The organism is Mycolicibacterium flavescens (assembly GCF_001722335.1).
GTDB lineage: Bacteria > Actinomycetota > Actinomycetes > Mycobacteriales > Mycobacteriaceae > Mycobacterium > Mycobacterium flavescens.
This window is the reverse complement of record NZ_MIHA01000003.1, coordinates 279795-296972: the sequence shown is the minus strand read 5'-3', so window position 1 is coordinate 296972 and position 17178 is coordinate 279795. Positions and strand designations below refer to the sequence as shown.

The following is a 17178-nucleotide window of genomic DNA, read 5'->3' as shown; positions in this document are numbered from 1 at the left end:
CTGTGTATTCAAGGGTTGTTTCCGAGGAGTTACCCGGCCATTGCGCCGACGTGTCGACGATTCGCGGATACTCATGACGACCACGCTACGCAGGCAGTATTGCCTCAACGTGCCGTGCGGTGACTCCGCCGTGAACTTCCTCTCACGCCCCCGGTCGACGTGCTGTGAGCGTCACCAGGGGTCGCCGTCGCGCCAGTCGCAGGTGATGGCGGCGGTGGTGTCGAGTTCGAGGCCGTCGGGCAGGTTGACCGGCAGCACGAACAGCCCGTTGTCGTCGTCGGGCGTGCGGGTCAGCCCCTGCGGGGCGAGCACCGAGGTGGGGCCCTGCCACGGCAACCACCCGCGCGCGACGTAGAGGCTGCGGCCGGCCTCCGAGGCGCTCAGCGCACCCAGCTGGTACGCGCCGCGCAGCACCTGCTCGATCGCGTCCATCACCGCGCGCGCCAGGCCCTGGCCGCGCCAGTCCTCCCGCACCGCGACGGCCTCGAGGTAGCCGCACCGCAGCGCGGTGTCGCGGTAGAGCAACCGGCGCTGAACCACCGCGCCGTGCGCGATCAGCGCGCCGTGGTCGAAGATCAGCGCGTGCATGCCGCCCAGCGAATGCTCCCAGTCGGTCTCGGTGAAGTCGCCGTCGAAGGCGTCGATCACCATCCGCCGGGCGTCCGCGCGGGTCTCGAAGTCGAGGTCCGAGGTGTGGATCAGGCGCGCGGTGTGGATGCGGGCGACGGCAGCATGGGGGTCGGCGACATGCACACCTTTGTTCTACCAGCGCGCGGCAGCGCTGTCTGTACCAACGCTCAGCTGTCCTGAAACGGCCGCCGCGGCCGCGTCCAGTGCATCCGGACCGTCTGTCCCGGCCGGACCTGGGCCACCTTGTCGATGTCCTCGTCGGCGACGACGCCGATCACCGGATATCCGCCGGTGACCGGGTGGTCCGGCCCGAGGATCACCGGAAACCCGTTCGGCGGTACCTGGATTGCGCCGCGCATGACCCCTTCGCTGGGCAGTTGGCGGTCGGGCTGACGGTATTCGAGGGGCATGCCGATCAGCCGCATCCCGACCCGGTCGCCCTTGTTGGTGGCCTTCCAGTTGGTCCGGGTCAGCACGTCGGGGTCGACGAACCAGTCGTCGCGCGGGCCCGGCACCACATGCAGTTCGACGACGTCGTCCTCGATCGCGGCGACCGGCGCCTGGTCGAGTTCGGGGAACTCGTCGGTGTGCTCGCCGACCGGCAGCACGTCGCCGGGCCGCAGCGGCTGCGGGCCGATCGCCGACATCACGTCGTAGGAGCGCGAGCCGAGCACCGGTTCGACGGCGATGCCTCCGCGCACCGCGAGGTAGGTCCGCAGCCCGGAGTGCGGCGCCCCCAGCGTGATCACCTCGCCGTCGTGGGCGTAGTGAATGCTGTTGGTGCCAAAGGGGATTCCGTTGACCGCGGGATCGGTGTCGGCGCCGGTGACCGCGACGGCCACCCCTTCCTTGCCGCCGCCGTGGACGCGGGCCGCCAGACCACCGAACGTGACCTCGATCGTGGCGTGCTCGCCGGGGTTGGCCACCAGCCGGTTGGCCAGCGTGTGCGAGCGACGGTCGGCGGCCCCGGAGCGACCGACGCCCAGGTGCGCGAGCCCCGGCCTACCGAGGTCCTCGATCAACGCCAGCGGGCCCGAACGCAGGATTTCCAGTGTGGCGGTCATGACCCCACCGCCCGGAACTGCACCCACAGCCCCGACCGAAGTAGCGCGGGCGGGTCGCGGTCGATGTCCCACAGCGGGTCCTGGTCCTCGGAGATGCGCCCGATCAGCTGCCAGCCGCCGGGGGACTCGCGGGGGTAGACGCCGCTGAATTCACCGGCCAGGCCGACGGCGCCTGCGGGCACCTTGGTGCGGGGTTCGGCGCGGCGCGGCACTTCCAGCCCTCCGCCGACCAGATAGGCGAAACCTGGTGCGAAACCGCCGAATCCGACCCGCCACAGCGAGCCGGTGTGTGCGGCCACGACCTGCTCGGCGGTCAGCCCGGTCAGTCGGGCGACCTCGTCGAGGTCGGGTCCGTCGTAGACGACGTCGATGGTGACGTCGGGGCTGCGGCCCTGCGGGGCGGTCAGTTCGGCGTCGAGGTCGGCGCTGATGCGCAGCGTGCCGAGACGCTGGCGCGTCGGCGCCTGATACCGGGGGCCGACCAGTTTGACGAGGATGGTGCGCGCGGCGGGCACGATGTCGAGCACGCCGGGCAACTCGGCCTGCCGGATCGCATCCATCCACGCCAATACTTCGGCGGTGCTGTCGAACTCGAGCAGCAGCGCCTGGTCGCCATAGTCACGCACGGTGCCGAGCTTCCGTCGGTCCACCACATCGGCTGTCACGCTCATGGCCCGAACTTACCCACGAGTAGCTACCGGTACACGCGCTCTGCGAGGCTTGCCAGAGGAGCCTTAACGAAGCCTCATTCGGCGGGCTGATACGACGGCTCATGACGCTTGACGTACGCGATGACGCGGTAGGTCACCGGCAGCACGACGGCCTCCACCGCGGTCTTGTAGAACCACCCCAGCGCGGCGTACACCACGAACGAATTCATGTTGCCGAACCCGATGATCGGCGCGGCGATGGCACAGAACACCACCGTGTCGGCGAGCTGGCCGACGACGGTCGAGCCCAGCAACCTGGCCCACAGGTGCTTCTCCTTGGTGCGTGCCTTGATGCGCACCACCACCCAGGCGTTGACCAACTGCCCGACCAGGAAGCCGGCCAGCCCGGCGACCGCCAACCCGGTGATCGACGCGACGGTGGCGGCCAGCGCGTCCTGGTTGGCGTAGTCCGGCGCGGCGGGCAGGTGCACCGTCGCCCACAGCACGAGCACCGCCAGCGCCTGCATGCAGAAGCCGATGACGACCGCGCGCCGGGCGGCTCGGAACCCGTACACCTCGCTCAGCACGTCGCCGATGACGTAGGTGAGCGGGAAGACGAGGAATCCGCCGTCGGTGAGCAGCGGGCCGAACGCGACGCCCTTGGTGGCGGCGATGTTGGAGATCAGCACCAGGCCGGTGAAGACCGCGACCAGCGTCGGGTAGTAGGCGGATCCGGGGGTCGCGAACCCGCGCTGCTCCGGCGTCTCGGTCACCCGGACATCCTCTCAGGCGAGAGCGTCGGCGATCATTCCCGGCAGCCGGTCGGCCACGACCGGATACGACAGCACCGACGCGAACGCCAGTGCGCCGGCGAGTTCCTTACCGGTGAAGACGTTGGTGCGGGCGGCGACGGCGGGGTCGGCCAGCAGCGCGGCCTGTTCCTCGTCGCTCTCGGTGGCCCAGATCGCGACGTCGGCGTTGTCGAGCCCGTCGGCGAGCGTGAGCCCCATCGCGGTGAGGAACTCGGCGCGCCACGGCGGGCTCAACGGCTGCGGCTTCCCGTCGTCGAGGCGGCCGGCCAGCAGCGCGGCCGATCGGCCCTCGAACGACGGCCTGGCCGCGGCGGCGAACTTCTCGTCGACGCCGGCGATCAGCGCCTGCATCTCGTCGTGCTTGAAGACCGCCTGTCCGATCGTGGTGGCCTGGTCGCGCCACGGTTCGAAGAACGGGGCCTGCCCGCTCTGCGCGACGGTCGGCGCGATCTGCGAGAGGCGGGCGTAGGTGTCGGCGTCGAGGCCGGCGTTGGTGGCCACGATCAGATCCGGTCGCAGCGACGCGATCTGGTCGACCTGGATACCGTCGGCGAGGCTGAGCACGACCGGCTGTGCGGGCCCGAGTCGGGGCTGCGCCCACGGCCAGACGGCGAACGGTTCGGCGCCGAACCAGTCGGTGACGGCGATCGGGACCACCCCGAGCGCCAGCAGATCGTCCTGACCGGTCAGGCCGGCGCTGACCACCCGGGTCGGCGGCGCCGGAATCTTGGTCTCCCCGAAGGCGTGTCTGACGGTTACCGAGCCGTCTTCGGCCACCGTGCCCGGTTCATCGGAACCGCACGCGGTGAGGACGAGCGCCGCGCCCGCGGTCATCGTCAGGAACCCGCGCCGAGTCAGCCCTGTGGCCACCCGGCGAGCGTAGCTAACCGACGTGGAAGTTCCCGAACAACACGGCGGCCAGGCCCAGAGCGACGACGATGTTGACGACGGTGGCCGAGGCGAACAGTGCGACCGGACGCCAGCCCGCTTCCTTGAGGCCCTTCAGCGAGAACTCCAGGCCGATCGCGACGAAGGCGAAAATCAGGAACCAGGTGCGCAGATCGTTGACCGTGCCGATCGCGGCCTTGTCCCCGCCCCACGCCAGGTACAGGGTGCCGATGATCGAGGCCGCGATGAAGCCCAGCACGAACTTCGGGAACCGCTCCCAGAACTGGCCGATACCGGGCCGGGCTTCGGCCGCGGACCGGCGTTCGACCTTGAGCGCGAAGTAGGCGGTCAGCGCGATCGCCACGAGGCCGATCAGCGCGTTCTGGGTGGTCTTGACGATCGTCGCGATCTGCAGCGCCTCCTCGCCGGCGATCGCCCCGGCCGCGGCCACCGCGGCGGTGGTGTCGATGTTGCCGCCGATCCACGCCCCGGCCACCGCATCGGAGAGGTTCAAAACGTCTGCCAGCCAGGGCAACAGGAAGATCGAAGGCAGCGCGAACGCGATCACCAGCGAGGCGGCGTAGGCGAGTTGTTCGCGTTTGGCCTGCACCGCCCCCGCGGCGGCGATGGCCGCGCTGACCCCGCAGATCGACACCGCAGAGGCCAGCAGCGCCCGCAGCTTGTCCTCCAGCTTGAGGACCCCGCCCAGCCACCACGTGAAGCCGAACACGATGGAGATCAGCAGCAGCGCCTGGATGATCGCCGGACCCGCCGCGGTGACGAGGACCTTCAGGTTGATCGACGCGCCGAGCAACACCAGGCCGGTCTTGATGAAGAACTCGGTGCGAAACCCGTTCGACAGCGCGTCGCGCAGCGCCAGCCGCGACAGTACGAAGTTGCCGAGCAGACCCAAAGCGATTGCGTAGACCGGGAATTCGACCGCCTTGGCTACACCCTCGAAAGCGGTGCCGTCGGCCCACTTCGGTACCTGAGCCTCCAGGAACCGGGTCACCGCACCCAGCACGAGGACTACGAGCACACCGGCGACGGCGTAGCCGACCCCGGACGGACGCGCCTTGGGCTCGGCCTCGGTGGCCTGTTCGGTCACGGGATCACGCTGCCCGGGATCGCGCCGACCAGGACGAGCGCAAGCAGCGCCAAGCCGACGACGACGGCGAGCCAGTCCTCATTCATGCGCGCACCGTATGACCCGGTGCCGCCCGGGGTCACCGGTTGGGATCAGCGCGAACCGAAATTCAGGAGTGCGCCAGCTTCTTGTTGATCACCCTGGTCAGCCATGCCGGCGAGAACCGCGACCCGGTGGTGAGCACCTTGGTCTGCGACCCGACCGGGAAGTGCACCTGGTGCAGAGCGCGGCGCAAAAACGACGGCTCGGTGGCCGCCAGGATCGCGTCGGCGACGTCCTGTGCGGTCAGCCGGATTCCCAGCGAGTCGGTGGTGCCGGTCTTGATGTTCTCGGTCATCGCGGTCTGCGCGTACAGCGGCCACATCGCGATCACCCGGATGCCGTAGCGGCTCCACTCGATGTCGAGTGCCTCGGTGATGCCGCGGACGAAGAACTTGGTCGCGCTGTAGTTCGCGAGCTCGGCCTGCCCGTAGATCGCCGATGCCGACGCGAGGTTGACCACCATCGACTTCGGGGTCTCACGTAGATACGGGAACGCCGCGTAGAGCCCGTTGACCACGCCCTTGGCGTTGATGTCGATCTCTTTGTGGTGGCCGGCGATGTCCATCTCGTCGAACCGGCCGGCGCGCAGGATGCCCGCGTTGTTGATCATCACGTCGAGCCGGCCACCGGTCACCTCGGTGAATTCGGCGACGCGGCGGGTCATTTCGTCGGCGTCGGTGACGTCGAGGTGGCCGGTGTGCGACTGTCCGCCCAGCCGGTCGATCTCGTCGGCCAGCGTCTTGAGCCCGACCTCGTCGATGTCGTAGCCGCCGACGAAGTAGCCCTTGCGCGCGAACGTCAGCGCGGTCGCGCGGCCGATGCCTGCGGCGGCGCCGGTGATGAAGACGGTTCTGTGGTTCGAGGTCGGTTTAGTCACTGCAACTGCATACCCGATTCGATGAAAATCAGATGCGCGCATCATGTCCGCTTCCACCGAGCCCTCGACCCGGTCGATAACGGCCATCAGCGCGCCGACCAGTGCCCCGAAGAACGCCCTCGCCCTGAGGTCGTCGAGTTTGCGGCCCAGGCGTCGGTTCTCGGTCGCGGCGCAGTGCACGATCGCGCGTCGGTAGGCGTCGAACTGCGCGGCCTTGAGTTCGGGCACCGAGAACACCACCCGCTGCCGGACCCGTTCGAACGCCCAATCGTCCTCGGACACAGTGGCGGCCGTGGTCTCCAGGGCGCGGCGGAAGGCGGTGAAGGAGTCGAGTTCTCGCGGCTGTGCGGCAAGCAGGGTGAGGAACAGCCGCTCGAGGTCGTCGGAGATCAGCACCGTCTCCTTGTTCGGGAAGTACCGGAAGAAGGTGCTGGGCGAGATGTCGGCGGCCTCGGCGATCTGCTCGATCGTCGTGTTCGCGTACCCGGTGCGGTCGATCAGCCGGATCGTCTCGGTTCGGATCGCTTCGCGGGTACGCAGTTTCTTGCGGTCCCGCAGAGTGCGCGCTTCAGTGGTGACCCCCATGGCCGATGATTGTGTCAGCTGAGCGCCATCCACATGCCGAGTCCGATCATTGTCGCGGCGATCAGACCGTCGAGGACGCGCCACGTCGTCGGGGTCGCGAACAGCGCGGCGAGCCGACGGGCGCCCAACCCGAGGCTGACGAACCACACCGCGCTGGCGGTGACGGCGCCGACGCCGAACAGCCAACGCCCGTCGCGGTGCTCGTTGGCCAGCGCCCCGAGCAGCACCACGGTGTCGAGGTACACGTGCGGGTTGAGCCAGGTCAGCGCGAGGCAGGTGAGAAGGACTTCGAGCAGTCGGGCCGGTGTTCTCTCCGACGGCGTGAGCGCCGACGGCCGCCAGGCCCGGCGGGCGGCCAGCAGCCCGTATCCGATCAGGAACGCCGCACCGCCGAACTTGGCGAGCGCGATGGCTTCGGGGTGCGCGCTGATCAACGCCCCGAAACCGGCGATGCCCGCGGTGATCAGCAGGATGTCGGAGACCGTGCACACCGCGACGACCGCGAGCACGTGTTCGCCGCGGATGCCCTGGCGCAGCACGAACGCGTTCTGCGCGCCGATCGCGGCGATCAGCGCGAACGAGGTCAGGAAGCCGAGCACCAGCGGGGAACCCATGGGCTCGACGTTAGGGACCACCGCGCGATCAGTACAGCTAAAGAAACTAGACAGCCATTAGTATCTCTAATGTGAGGGTCGACGGGCAGCAGCTGGCGGCGTTCGCCGCGGTGATCGAACACGGCTCGTTCGACGCCGCGGCCGCGCACCTGCACGTCACACCGTCGGCGATCAGCCAGCGCATCAAGGCGCTCGAACAGAACGTCGGTCGGGTGCTGGTGGTGCGCGAGAAACCGTGTGCGCCGACGGCCGCGGGGGTGCCGCTGTTGCGGCTGGCCACCCAGACCGCGCTGCTGGAGGCGGAGGCGCTCGCCGAGATCTGCGGTGGATCGGCCGGTTCGCCGCGAATCGCCTTGGCGGTCAACGCCGATTCGATGTCGACGTGGTTCACCGCGGTGCTGGCCGCACTCGACGATGTACTGTTCGACATCCGCATCGAGGATCAGGACCACTCGGCGCGTCTGCTGCGCGAGGGCGTGGTGATGGGCGCGGTGACCACCGAGCGGACGCCGGTGTCGGGGTGCCGGGTGCGTCCGCTCGGCGTGATGCGTTACCTGCCGGTGGCCAGTCCGGCGTACCGGGACCGGTACCTGCCGCAGGGGTTTACGGCCGCGGCGGCAGCGCAGGCACCGTCGCTGGCCTGGAACCGCGACGACGCTCTGCAGGACATGTTGGTGCGCAGGTTGTTTCGACGTGACATCGGCCGGCCGCAGCATTTCGTTCCGACGGCGGAGGGGTTCGGCGCGGCGGTGCAGGCCGGGCTGGGCTGGGGGATGTTCCCGGACGTGCTCGCGGAACCACGGTTCGCCGACGGGTCATTCGTCCGGATCGCCGACGCCCACCTCGACGTGCCGCTGTACTGGCAGTGCTGGAAGCTCGACAGCCCCACCGTCGACCGGGTGACCGAGGCCGTCACCGCCGCGGCCGCGGGACCGCTCGCGGCATGAGGACGCGGCATGAGGACTACGCCACGCGCACGTCGTCGCCGACGCTGACGTCGCCGACCGAGACCACCTCGGCGTACAACCCCGCGCACGGTGAGGGCCCGAAACCCGGCACCTCCACGCGGTTGTTCTTGATCAGATACCGCACCGCATCCGGCAGGCGGTCGAGGTTGCCGTGCTCGAGGGTCGGCACCGAGCACCGCGGGGTCGGCACCATGCCGCGCAGCGTGACGCCGCCGACGCGGATCTCGACACCCGGCCAGTCGTTCTCCGCGAACGGCGGGCCGGGCACGTCGACGATGATGTTCGGCCGGTACCGCAGCGCCTCGGCCATCCCGACGCCGATCTCGTCGAGCGTCGCCGTCGTGATCAGGTGCACCGGGGCGAGGTCGACGAACGCGCCGCCCGGCGCGCCCTGTCCCAGTTCGAGCAGCACCGGATCGAACTCCGCCTCGACGCCGTGCTCGAGCACCTGCAGCGGGTCCGAGCGCTCGAGCACCGCGCCCGCCGCCCGTTTGTCCGCCAGATGCACTGTGCGGCCGAGCATTTCGGACAGCCGGCCCGCAGCCTCGGTGACCGGGATCGCGTCGCCGCCAGGTAGCGTGACCACCACGCCGTCCGCGCCGGTCATCGCCGAGCACTGCAGCAGTGCCTTCCACAACCGCGGATGCTTGGCCGTGGCGACGCGGCCGGTCTCGTCGTCGATGAACGCGAACTGGCGATCGCCCTCGACCCCCGACGGTCCGACCCGCAACGAGTCACGAGGCTCACCGAGCATCGACTTGACCGGATAGCGCTGCAGTGCGGCCACCCGGCCGGCAACAGAGTCGTTCATCAACCGATCTCGGTTTCTTCCGGCTCGGATGCGGGGGCCGGGTCGGCGGTGAGGTGGTCGAGCACGCCGGTCAGTTGCAGGATGCGCTCCAGGTGCGCGGGCCGGTTGTCCAGGTGCAGGCGCGCACCGGCGCTCGACGTCTGCCGGTGCACCTGCAGCAGCGCCGACAGTCCCACCGAATCGCAGAACGTCAGGTCGGCGAAGTCCAGGTGGATGTCGCGCACGGTGCCGGCGTCGGCCAGCAGGTCTGAAACGGCGGTGAGCAGATCGTCGGTGTGCCCGTAGTCCAGGTCGCCGGCGATGCGGAAACACGCCGATCGGGCGGTGGGATCGAAAGTCACGGTGTGAGTCATGCGGTGGTGGGGGTCGAGTGGGTGGTCAAGGCGGTGCGCGCGGCGTCGAGCAGACGTTGCGTGCGGGGAAATTCTCGCAGTTGCTCCGAGAGCACGTCGAGAGTCGGCATCAGTGAGTTCGCCGGCACCCCGCGGGCCGAGAGCACGCTCGCGGTCCAGGTGAGGAACCCGGTGAACAGGTCGTCGTCGTCGGTGTAGAGCGCGGTCGCCAGGAAGTCGACGATGTGCGCGATGTCCTCGGACGTGTGCTGGCGCTGCTGCTCGGTGTACTCCTTCATCGGCGGGAAGCGGTCCTGCAACTCGCCGACGGTGGTGCGGACCAGCTTGGCCTTGGCGGCGCTGACCATCGAGTACTCCTGATCCGCCAGATGCGGCAGATCGTAGATCGCCTGATGGCCGGCGGCCAGCCGCAGCCGGGGCAGACCGGCGCTCAGGCACGAAGCGGCGGTGCGGGCGTCCGGCGCCCAGGCGTCCGCGCCGAGCAACCGGGCGTAGCGGCCGTCGACGCCGAACGCGGCGCCGCCCACCAGCACCGTGACACCGGCGGCCTGGCAGGCGGTGATGGCGGCGTGCGCGGTGGGCAGCCGGGTCGGGATCGAACACGACAGCGCGACGGCGTCCGGCGCGTGCTGATGCAGGTGCGCGATCAGATGCGGGGTCGGCACCTGCGCGCCGAGGAAGTCGACCTGCCAGCCCCGCAGCCGCAGCACCTCGGCGAGCAGCCGCGCGGGCAGCGCATGCCACTCGCCGTCGACGCACGCGACCGTGACGCGGCCCGCCTCGGCCGGAACCCGCGACGCCGGGTGGCGCGACAGCGCGGCGATCACCCGGTCGTTGATCGCGGTGGCGGCGTGCTCCTGCGCGACGGTGATGTTGTTGTCGGCCCATTCGGTGCCGACCCGGCGCTGAACGGGCGCGATCACCTCGAGCAGCGCGTCCTCGGGGGTCAGCCCCGCGTCGATGGCGGCGAACACGGCCCGCACCGCGGCGTCCTCGTCGGCCGCGAGCGCCGCTTGCCAGAGGTGCTCACGCACCGCCGCGGCGTCCGTCGCAGGCGCCTCGGCGCCCTTCGTGCTCAAGCGATATACCTACCCGGTGTGTGGCCGTCGACCGCGCTCAGATGGGTCCGGCGTGGTGCGGTGATGGCGACGACGGCCATGTCGTCGTGTTCCCGGTCGGTTACCCATTCCGAGGCCAACATCATCATCCGCTCGACCACCGCTTCGGCGGGCAGGCCGGCGCACTGCGCCATCGCGGCCTCGAGCCGCTCGTCGCCGAACACCTCCGCGCCCAGCGGGCCGCCGCGGGCCTCGGTGAGCCCGTCGGTGTAGAGCAGGCAGGTCTCGCCGGGAGCCAGCGTCGTCTCGACCGACCGCGCCCGGAACTGCGGCAGCGCGCCGACCAGCATGCCGCGGGTGTCGGCGGCCTCGACGGTGCCGTCGTTGCGCACGATCAGCGGCGCCGGATGCCCGGCGCAGGTCAGTCGCAGTGCGACGTGCCCGTCGCGGCGGGCGACCGACGCGAGCACCACGGTCGCGAAGCGGCTGTTGTCGGGGGACAGCAGCGCACTGTTGAGCAGCCGCAGCACGTCCTCGTGCCGGTCGGCCAGCGGCGCCAGTGCCTGCAGGGTGTTGCGGATCTTGCCGGTCAGCACGGCGGCTTCCAGGCCCTTGCCGCAGACGTCGCCGAGCACCACCAGCGTCTCGCCGTCGGGCGTCTCGGCCGGGTGCACGTCGTAGAAGTCGCCGCCGACCAGTTCGTGGTCCGCCGAGGCCCGGTAACCGCCGGCCAGCTCGAACTCGTCGCGCCGACGCAGCTGCGGCGGCATCAGGTCCTTCATCAGGGTGCGGGTGATCGCGGACTGCTCGGCGTAGAGCCGCGCCGCCGACAGCGCCGCACCGGCCCGCGCGGCGAACAGCCGCGCGAACAGTTCCTCGCCCTCGCTGAACGCGGCCTGCGAGGTGTGGCGCAGCAGGACCAGCGCACCGGCCGGGACGCCGTGGCCCGGCAGCGGCGTGATCAGCACCGAACCCACCGGACCCCGGAAGTGGCGGGGGATCAACCACCCGGGCATCAGCGCGGGGTCGATCCACCGCGACGGCACGGGCGGGAAGCCGCGCAGCGCCTCGCTGAGGCCGGGGACGTCGGCCGGATCGGCGGCGATGCTGTGCTGTTCGGTGCCGTCGGGGCCGCCGCAGACGATGACGACGTCGCGGCCGGTGTCGGGGGCGACGACGACGGCGGCGTCGGCCAGGTACCGCGCCGCCATCTGGACCGTGGCCTCCATGCACCGGTCGTGGTTCAGCGAGGCCATCAGCACCGCGGAGGCGTCGTCGAGGAACGTCGCGCGTTCACGCTCCCGCTGCAGTGCCTGCTGGGTGTCGTGCAGGAAGCGTTCGGTGTCGCCGATGACGAGCCACCAGGCCACCAACCCGGAGGGCAACGGGGTGGGGTGCGCCTCGACCCGGCTGCCGCCGAGCGTGCCTGCGGGAACGTCGGCATCCGGGGCACGGACGTATTCGTCGTGGGCGCGCGCGAGCCATTCGGCGTTGTCGGCCAGCGTCGCGCCGGGGGCCACTTCGGGTAACAGGGTCTGGGCTGCGGCGCTGAGCGCCCGGACGGTGCCGGTGCGGTCCACGACCACGACCGGGTGCGGAACTGACCGCCACGCGGCGTCGATGCCGTCGCCGACGGAAGCCTTATCGCGCAAAACTGGCCTCCTCAACCGGGCCGGCGCCACTTCGCACCGCAACGATCACCCGCGCAGCGTGACTGACGGAGCGCGCCCGTACGTCTGACGGTACAGGCCGGAAAAGCGTCCGGCATGGATGAACCCCCAGCGGGCGGCGACCATGCCGACCGTCGTCTCGGCCGGATCGGCGAGTTGGAGGTCCCGGTGGGCGTGGTCGAGGCGGACCCGGCGCAGGTACTCCATCGGCGTCATGTCGAGGTGTCTGCGGAACATGTACTGCAGCGTGCGGGCGGTCACGTGCACGGCCGCGGCGATGTCGGCGAGCGCGAGATCGGCCTGCGCATTGGATTCGATGAACGCGATCGCCCGGCGCAGCAGCACCGGCCGGGCGTCGACCCGATCGCCGGCATCGGGATCCAGCACGGCGTTGGTGGGCAGCGTCGAGACCACCACCGACGCCAGCAGAGTCGCGGCCGTGGACGCGACCAGCGGCGCGACCTCGCCGGTGTCGGGGGCCACGTATTCGCGCACGAACCCGATGGCGGCGCTCAGTTGACGCGCGGCCTCCTCGGAAACGGGCCGGGTGCCCAGCAGCCGTACCCGCCCGCCGGGACTGTCCGGCCCGGGCGAGGCGACGCGGTTGAGCAGATCCGGGTCGAACATCGTCAGGTCGTAGCGGGCTGCGCTGAGCCGCCCCGAGTACGGCAGCTCAGGGGGCGATGCCAGCGCGACGTCGCCCGTTTTGATCACGTTGTCGGTGTGGCCGCCGATCGTGCCCTCCAGGTGACCGCGGTGGACGCGGCACAACGTGACCCGGCCCAGGGCCTCCGCGTCGAACGCCAGGTCGAAGCCGAAATCGAGTTCGTCGAAGCTGATGTCGCCGAGCCAGCGGCGGGTGATGGACACCCCGGCCCGCTCGGCGTCCCCGCCGATGGACATCTTGGTGTAGACGTCGCTGAGGAAGTCTTCGGTCTCGCCGAGGTCGTCGCTGTCGAAGACGACGCTGGATCCCGGAATCATCGCGCACCCCCACGGACACGGCCATATCAGTCAGGCGTGGGCTCAGCCTCTGGAACGTCCGACTCTACCTGGTGGCCGTCCCGCCGGGTTCGCGGTCAGAACGCGATGACACCGCGAATGTTGTTGCCGGCACGCAGGTCTTTCATCGCCTCGTTGATGTCGTCGAGCTTGAGCGTGCCTGCCTCGTACATCGACAGCAGTTTGCTTGTCTTGCAGGAACTGCCGTGTCGGGCAGGCGGTCGGCTGGCCCGCGGGCGGACATCGCCCGTTGCGCCGCAAGCCGCTGACCGATGTCGCGGCCGTGGACACCTGGGATCAGCCCTGGCCGCCCGTGGTGTCCCGGTCGGCGTCGAACCGCACACTGACTCGCTGAAAACCCTTGACCCGCTCCGCTTTTGCCCGACGCGTGTAGGTCCGGCGATCGGCCGAGGTGAGCTCGACGTCGTCGGTGAACGGGGTCATCAGCGACCTCGGATACAGCTTGTCGACGCGCACCACGTTGACCTCCGCGCACATCACCAACGTCACCGAGACCAGGTACAGAAACGCCAGCAGACCCAGCACCAGCGCGAACACGCTGTTGGTGGCGCTCGCGGTCTTCACCGTGTGCGCGACATAACCCGCGCCGAACCACTGCAGCAGCTGCCAGATCACCGCCGCGGTCAGCGCGCCGGGAAGCACCGCGCGGTACGTCAGGTGCCGCGCCGTGGTCACCCGGAACGCCACCAGGCAGATCACCGCGTTGATCGCGACGGTCAGCACGGTGACTCCGGCCTTGCCCAGCCAACCCAGGTCCGCGGTGGCGTGCCCGGCCGCCGAGAGCACGGTCGCGGTCAGTGCCGCGGTCCCGAGCACGAACAGCAGCAGCAGGCTGCGCAGCCGCGACCGGATCGGGTCGGGACGGCTGTGCCGGGGCACCGCCCACACCGAGTCCATCGCGTTCTGCAACGCCTGGCCGACACCGAGCCCGCCGTACAGGGCGCCGACGATGCCGATGACGACCGCGGTGACACCGCCGCTGAGTTCGTCGGGCCGCTCGAGTTGCGTGCCGATGACCGGGAACTGCGCCAGCGTCGACGTCAGCACCTGCTGCTGAAGCTCCGGGTGCCCGACCAGCACCACCCCGAGCGCCGTGGTCATCAACAGCAGCAGCGGGAATAGCGACACGAACGCGTAATAGGTGATCAGCGCGGCGAGGTAGCCGCCCTGGTCGTCGACGTACTTGTAGATCACCGCGATGACGAAGCCCACGCGGCGGTGGCGGCGCTGCAGCCTGTCCAGCCAGCCCACCATCGGGACCCCCTCAGCACGGATGCGCTCGGCGATACCCGGTTCGCCGGGGAGTCAATCAGTGCGGCGCGCCCTGGCCCGTCGTTTGCCCTCGTGCATCGCGGCCACCCGCGCGACCGGGATCGTGTGCCCGTGCTCGATGAGGTCGCGGGGCAGGCGCTGCGGCGCGGGCATGCGCTCGTGCCACGGGTCCTTCTCGCCGAGAACCTCGAGCGCGGTGTGCACGGTGAAGTCGCGGGGGCTGATGCGGTCGAGGTCGGACCAGTCCAGCGGGAACGACACCGGGGTGCCCTCCCGCAGCCGGGGGCTGTAGGCGGCGACGACGGTCGCGCCGCCGGAGCGGGTGGAGTCGATGAACACCTTGCCTTCGCGGTCTTCGACGATGAAAGCCGTTGTGGCGAGCCCGGGATCGAGAGCTTCGGCCCGGGCGGCGAGCGCCCTGGTGGCCGCGGCGACGTCCTCGACCGGGGCGCTGTCGTCGACCGGGACGAACACGTGCACCCCCTTGGCGCCGCTGGTCTTGACCGCCCCGGTCAGCCCGCAGTCCGAAAGTGCCTGCCGGACAAGGTATGCCGCAGCCACCACGGCGTCGAAGCCGCTGTCCGGCGGTGGGTCCAGGTCGAGCACCAGATGGGTCGGACGGTAGATGTCGTCGGCCAACCCGAGGGTGGGGTGATACTCGACCGCGCGCTGATTCGCCAGCCACAGCAGCGTGCGCCGGTCGTCGCACAGGGCGTAGCGGACGTCGCGGTGTGACGACTCGGCCCACATCGACACGGTCCTGACCCAGTCCGGGGTGTACTTCGGGACGTTCTTCTGCATGAACGGCGCGCGGCCGCGCAGCACCCGCAGCACGGTCAGTGGCCGGCCGCGCAGCCCGGGCAGGATGCGCTCGGCCACCGCGTCGAGGTAGTCGACCAGATCGCGTTTGGTGGCCCCGGCGTCCGGGGTCAGCGGCTGGTCCAGGTTGGTCAACTCGACACCGGCGCGCTCTCCGTCGGAGCTCATCGGACCACGATATGCCGCCTACACGCTGAGCCGCCGGTACCGCTGCAGGCGGCGCACCGAAGCAGCCGGCGCCGGCCCGGCATGCGGCAGCAGCGCCGCGGACAGGCGGGCCCGCACGTCGTCGGTGTCGAGGTGGGTGCCGATTGCGACCAGGCTGTTGGCGCGCGCCGCCGCCGGGGCGGTCGCGACGTGCACGGACGGCCCCACGACGTTGACGACGTAGCGGCGCGTCCGGTCGCGGTACCTGACCGCGACCGTGCCCTTGAGCCGGTACACGCCGGCGGGTGGTTTCTCCAGCAGGTCGATCACCGGACCGGGGTCGACGCATCCGTCGCCGGTCACGGTCACCGAGTCGGCGTGCACGTGCGGATGCCCGTCTTCGTCCGGATCGGCGACCAGCAGTTCGCGCAGCGACAACTGCCCGTCCTCGGCGGCGGTGTCGCTGACGTCGTACAGCAGTGCAGGGTCGATGCGGCCGGCCACCGCGCCGACGACGTGGGCCTGCGGGTTGCGTTCGTGCACGCGGCGCTCGATCCGCTCGAGCGCGGCGGCGCGGATGTCGTCGGGGATCCGGTCGAGTTTGTTGACGACGACCAGCGATGCCGCCGCGTACCGGGCAGGGGGCGTGAGCCCGTCGTCCACGGTGTCGAAATGCGCTGCCGCGTCGATGATGTCGACGATGCCGCCGGAGCGCACCCGGTCGACGCCGCTGTAGCGGATGATGCGTGAGATCGCGATCGGGTCGGCCAGTCCGCTGGCCTCGACGATGATCGCGTCCAGGCCCAGTCGCGGGTCGGCGAGCTTGGCCAGCGCCTCGTCGAGTCCGCCGTCGTCGGGCAAGCAGCAGATGCAACCGCCCGCGATCGACGCCGGTTCGTCGACCTGCCCGGTGACCAGCGCGGCGTCGACGTTGAGTTCGCCGAAGTCGTTGATCACCACGCCGACCCGGGCGCCGGGTTGGCGCAGGACATGGTTGAGCAGCGTCGTCTTGCCCGCGCCCAGGTAACCCGTGAGCGCGATGACGGGAATCGGGGCCACCACGCGACACATGATCGCAGGCCGCCGGTCCTCTGTGCGTCGGCACACATGGTGTTTCGGACCCCGGCGCGCGTGGAACCTTAGCCCTCGAGAGGAGGCCCGAATGACGGACCACGATAAAGCTGGTCAGGCGCGCGAAGGCCTGATGGACACGGTGAAGGGCAAGGCCAAAGAGGTGTTCGGCGCGGTCACCGGCAACGATTCGCTGACCGCCGAGGGGCAGCTTCAGCAGGCCGAGGCGCAGCGACGCAAGGAGGCCAACACCGTCGACGCCGTCGCCGAAGCCGAGGCCCAGGAGGCCCGCAGCGACTTCGTCGAGGCCAAGCGCGAGGGCGCCCAGGAGCGCGCCGCGGTCAACGCCGAGGCCGCCGCCGAGAAGCGCGCGGTGGAAGACCAGAAGGCCGCGCAGAAGCGCGCCGCCGAGCAGGAGGCGCACCGCAAACTCGACCAGGAGCGCGCCCAGGCCGAACTGGACGCCGAGCGCAAGGCCCAGCAGGCCAAGGCCGAACAGCGCGCCGAGATCCGCGACGCCGACAGTCAGCTCGCCGAAGCGGTGGAGGACCACCGGGAGGCCGTGCAGGAATCCGGGGCCGCCCACGCCGAGGCCGCGCGCATCCGGCGCCAAGCCGAGAACCTCAACAACGACGCCTGACCACAACGACGCCTGACCCGGCGACGAAGGAGCTTGA

General features: G+C 70.2%; 19 protein-coding genes and 1 pseudogene. 2 read left to right on the top strand and 18 right to left on the bottom strand.

Annotated features, from left to right (window positions below):
* Window positions 1-171: 171 nt before the first annotated feature.
* The 9 genes and pseudogenes from BHQ18_RS05890 to lysE all read right to left on the bottom strand — a co-directional run bounded on the left by BHQ18_RS05890 (window position 172) and on the right by lysE (window position 7309).
* Window positions 172-753, bottom strand: a complete 582-nt coding sequence (locus BHQ18_RS05890; RefSeq protein WP_069412627.1) for a GNAT family N-acetyltransferase — start codon at window positions 751-753, stop codon at window positions 172-174.
* Between the two features lie 44 nt (window positions 754-797).
* On the bottom strand, window positions 798-1694 hold the full coding sequence (locus BHQ18_RS05885) for a 5-oxoprolinase/urea amidolyase family protein (RefSeq protein WP_069412626.1): 897 nt from the start codon (window positions 1692-1694) through the stop codon (window positions 798-800).
* Entirely contained in the window at window positions 1691-2365 is a 675-nt protein-coding gene (locus BHQ18_RS05880) for a 5-oxoprolinase subunit B family protein (protein ID WP_069412625.1), read from the bottom strand. Before BHQ18_RS05880 ends, BHQ18_RS05885 begins: the two co-directional genes overlap by 4 nt.
* Before the next feature lie 74 nt (window positions 2366-2439).
* Window positions 2440-3117 carry a queuosine precursor transporter gene (locus BHQ18_RS05875; protein WP_069412624.1) on the bottom strand — a complete coding sequence of 226 codons (678 nt, stop codon included), beginning with the start codon at window positions 3115-3117 and terminating at the stop codon, window positions 2440-2442.
* 12 nt (window positions 3118-3129) lie between these two features.
* A complete protein-coding gene (locus BHQ18_RS05870; protein WP_069412623.1) occupies window positions 3130-4026 on the bottom strand; it encodes an ABC transporter substrate-binding protein in 897 nt (298 codons plus the stop codon).
* Between the two features lie 13 nt (window positions 4027-4039).
* Entirely contained in the window at window positions 4040-5152 is a 1113-nt protein-coding gene (locus BHQ18_RS05865) for a YeiH family protein (RefSeq protein WP_069412622.1), read from the bottom strand.
* 148 nt (window positions 5153-5300) lie between these two features.
* Complete coding sequence (locus BHQ18_RS05860) at window positions 5301-6152, bottom strand: SDR family oxidoreductase (protein WP_084293913.1); 852 nt, start codon at window positions 6150-6152, stop codon at window positions 5301-5303.
* 36 nt (window positions 6153-6188) lie between these two features.
* Window positions 6189-6695: pseudogene (locus BHQ18_RS30270) on the bottom strand (TetR family transcriptional regulator); the annotation flags it as partial.
* A gap of 14 nt (window positions 6696-6709) precedes the next feature.
* On the bottom strand, window positions 6710-7309 hold the full coding sequence (lysE, locus tag BHQ18_RS05855) for an L-lysine exporter (protein WP_069412621.1): 600 nt from the start codon (window positions 7307-7309) through the stop codon (window positions 6710-6712).
* A 71-nt stretch (window positions 7310-7380) separates the two neighbouring features.
* Here lysE and BHQ18_RS05850 point away from each other — a divergent pair, with 71 nt between their 5' ends.
* Window positions 7381-8256: a LysR family transcriptional regulator ArgP gene (locus BHQ18_RS05850; protein WP_069412620.1), complete on the top strand. Its 876-nt coding sequence runs from the start codon at window positions 7381-7383 to the stop codon at window positions 8254-8256.
* A 16-nt stretch (window positions 8257-8272) separates the two neighbouring features.
* On the opposite strand, the gene BHQ18_RS05845 is transcribed toward BHQ18_RS05850, so the two are convergent.
* From BHQ18_RS05845 to BHQ18_RS05805, 9 genes are all read right to left on the bottom strand, one after another.
* On the bottom strand, window positions 8273-9088 hold the full coding sequence (locus tag BHQ18_RS05845) for an MOSC domain-containing protein (protein WP_109789199.1): 816 nt from the start codon (window positions 9086-9088) through the stop codon (window positions 8273-8275).
* The gene (locus tag BHQ18_RS05840) at window positions 9088-9429 is read right to left on the bottom strand and encodes an STAS domain-containing protein (RefSeq protein ID WP_308204727.1); all 342 of its coding nucleotides are present in this window, start codon (window positions 9427-9429) and stop codon (window positions 9088-9090) included. Before BHQ18_RS05840 ends, BHQ18_RS05845 begins: the two co-directional genes overlap by 1 nt.
* Before the next feature lie 8 nt (window positions 9430-9437).
* The gene (locus BHQ18_RS05835) at window positions 9438-10520 is read right to left on the bottom strand and encodes a cobalamin B12-binding domain-containing protein (protein WP_069412617.1); all 1083 of its coding nucleotides are present in this window, start codon (window positions 10518-10520) and stop codon (window positions 9438-9440) included.
* The gene (locus BHQ18_RS05830) at window positions 10517-12151 is read right to left on the bottom strand and encodes a PP2C family protein-serine/threonine phosphatase (protein ID WP_069412616.1); all 1635 of its coding nucleotides are present in this window, start codon (window positions 12149-12151) and stop codon (window positions 10517-10519) included. The genes BHQ18_RS05835 and BHQ18_RS05830 overlap by 4 nt, the downstream gene beginning before the upstream one ends.
* Window positions 12152-12196: 45 nt before the next feature.
* On the bottom strand, window positions 12197-13153 hold the full coding sequence (locus BHQ18_RS05825; protein ID WP_069412615.1) for a helix-turn-helix domain-containing protein: 957 nt from the start codon (window positions 13151-13153) through the stop codon (window positions 12197-12199).
* Window positions 13154-13248: 95 nt separating this feature from the next.
* The gene (locus BHQ18_RS29475; protein WP_069412614.1) at window positions 13249-13344 is read right to left on the bottom strand and encodes an alcohol dehydrogenase; all 96 of its coding nucleotides are present in this window, start codon (window positions 13342-13344) and stop codon (window positions 13249-13251) included.
* Window positions 13345-13468: 124 nt separating this feature from the next.
* On the bottom strand, window positions 13469-14446 hold the full coding sequence (locus BHQ18_RS05815) for a YihY/virulence factor BrkB family protein (RefSeq protein ID WP_069412613.1): 978 nt from the start codon (window positions 14444-14446) through the stop codon (window positions 13469-13471).
* Window positions 14447-14497: 51 nt separating this feature from the next.
* Window positions 14498-15451, bottom strand: a complete 954-nt coding sequence (gene ligD, locus BHQ18_RS05810; protein WP_069412612.1) for a non-homologous end-joining DNA ligase — start codon at window positions 15449-15451, stop codon at window positions 14498-14500.
* Window positions 15452-15469: 18 nt separating this feature from the next.
* Complete coding sequence (locus tag BHQ18_RS05805; RefSeq protein ID WP_069412728.1) at window positions 15470-16489, bottom strand: CobW family GTP-binding protein; 1020 nt, start codon at window positions 16487-16489, stop codon at window positions 15470-15472.
* 103 nt (window positions 16490-16592) lie between these two features.
* Between BHQ18_RS05805 and BHQ18_RS05800 the strand changes: the two genes are divergently transcribed.
* Window positions 16593-17141 carry a CsbD family protein gene (locus BHQ18_RS05800; RefSeq protein WP_069412611.1) on the top strand — a complete coding sequence of 183 codons (549 nt, stop codon included), beginning with the start codon at window positions 16593-16595 and terminating at the stop codon, window positions 17139-17141.
* Window positions 17142-17178: the final 37 nt, after the last annotated feature.

Bases quoted from the DNA above. Each gene is read 5' to 3' on its own strand.
- BHQ18_RS05885 (WP_069412626.1), bottom strand. From the start codon at position 1,694: ATGACCGCCACACTGGAAATCCTGCGTTCGGGCCCGCTGGCGTTGATC.
- BHQ18_RS05880 (WP_069412625.1), bottom strand. From the start codon at position 2,365: ATGAGCGTGACAGCCGATGTGGTGGACCGACGGAAGCTCGGCACCGTG.
- BHQ18_RS05860 (WP_084293913.1), bottom strand. From the start codon at position 6,152: ATGCGCGCATCTGATTTTCATCGAATCGGGTATGCAGTTGCAGTGACT.
- lysE (WP_069412621.1), bottom strand. From the start codon at position 7,309: ATGGGTTCCCCGCTGGTGCTCGGCTTCCTGACCTCGTTCGCGCTGATC.
- BHQ18_RS05845 (WP_109789199.1), bottom strand. From the start codon at position 9,088: ATGAACGACTCTGTTGCCGGCCGGGTGGCCGCACTGCAGCGCTATCCG.
- BHQ18_RS05825 (WP_069412615.1), bottom strand. From the start codon at position 13,153: ATGATTCCGGGATCCAGCGTCGTCTTCGACAGCGACGACCTCGGCGAG.
- BHQ18_RS29475 (WP_069412614.1), bottom strand. From the start codon at position 13,344: ATGTACGAGGCAGGCACGCTCAAGCTCGACGACATCAACGAGGCGATG.
- BHQ18_RS05815 (WP_069412613.1), bottom strand. From the start codon at position 14,446: ATGGTGGGCTGGCTGGACAGGCTGCAGCGCCGCCACCGCCGCGTGGGC.
- ligD (WP_069412612.1), bottom strand. From the start codon at position 15,451: ATGAGCTCCGACGGAGAGCGCGCCGGTGTCGAGTTGACCAACCTGGAC.
- BHQ18_RS05800 (WP_069412611.1), top strand. From the start codon at position 16,593: ATGACGGACCACGATAAAGCTGGTCAGGCGCGCGAAGGCCTGATGGAC.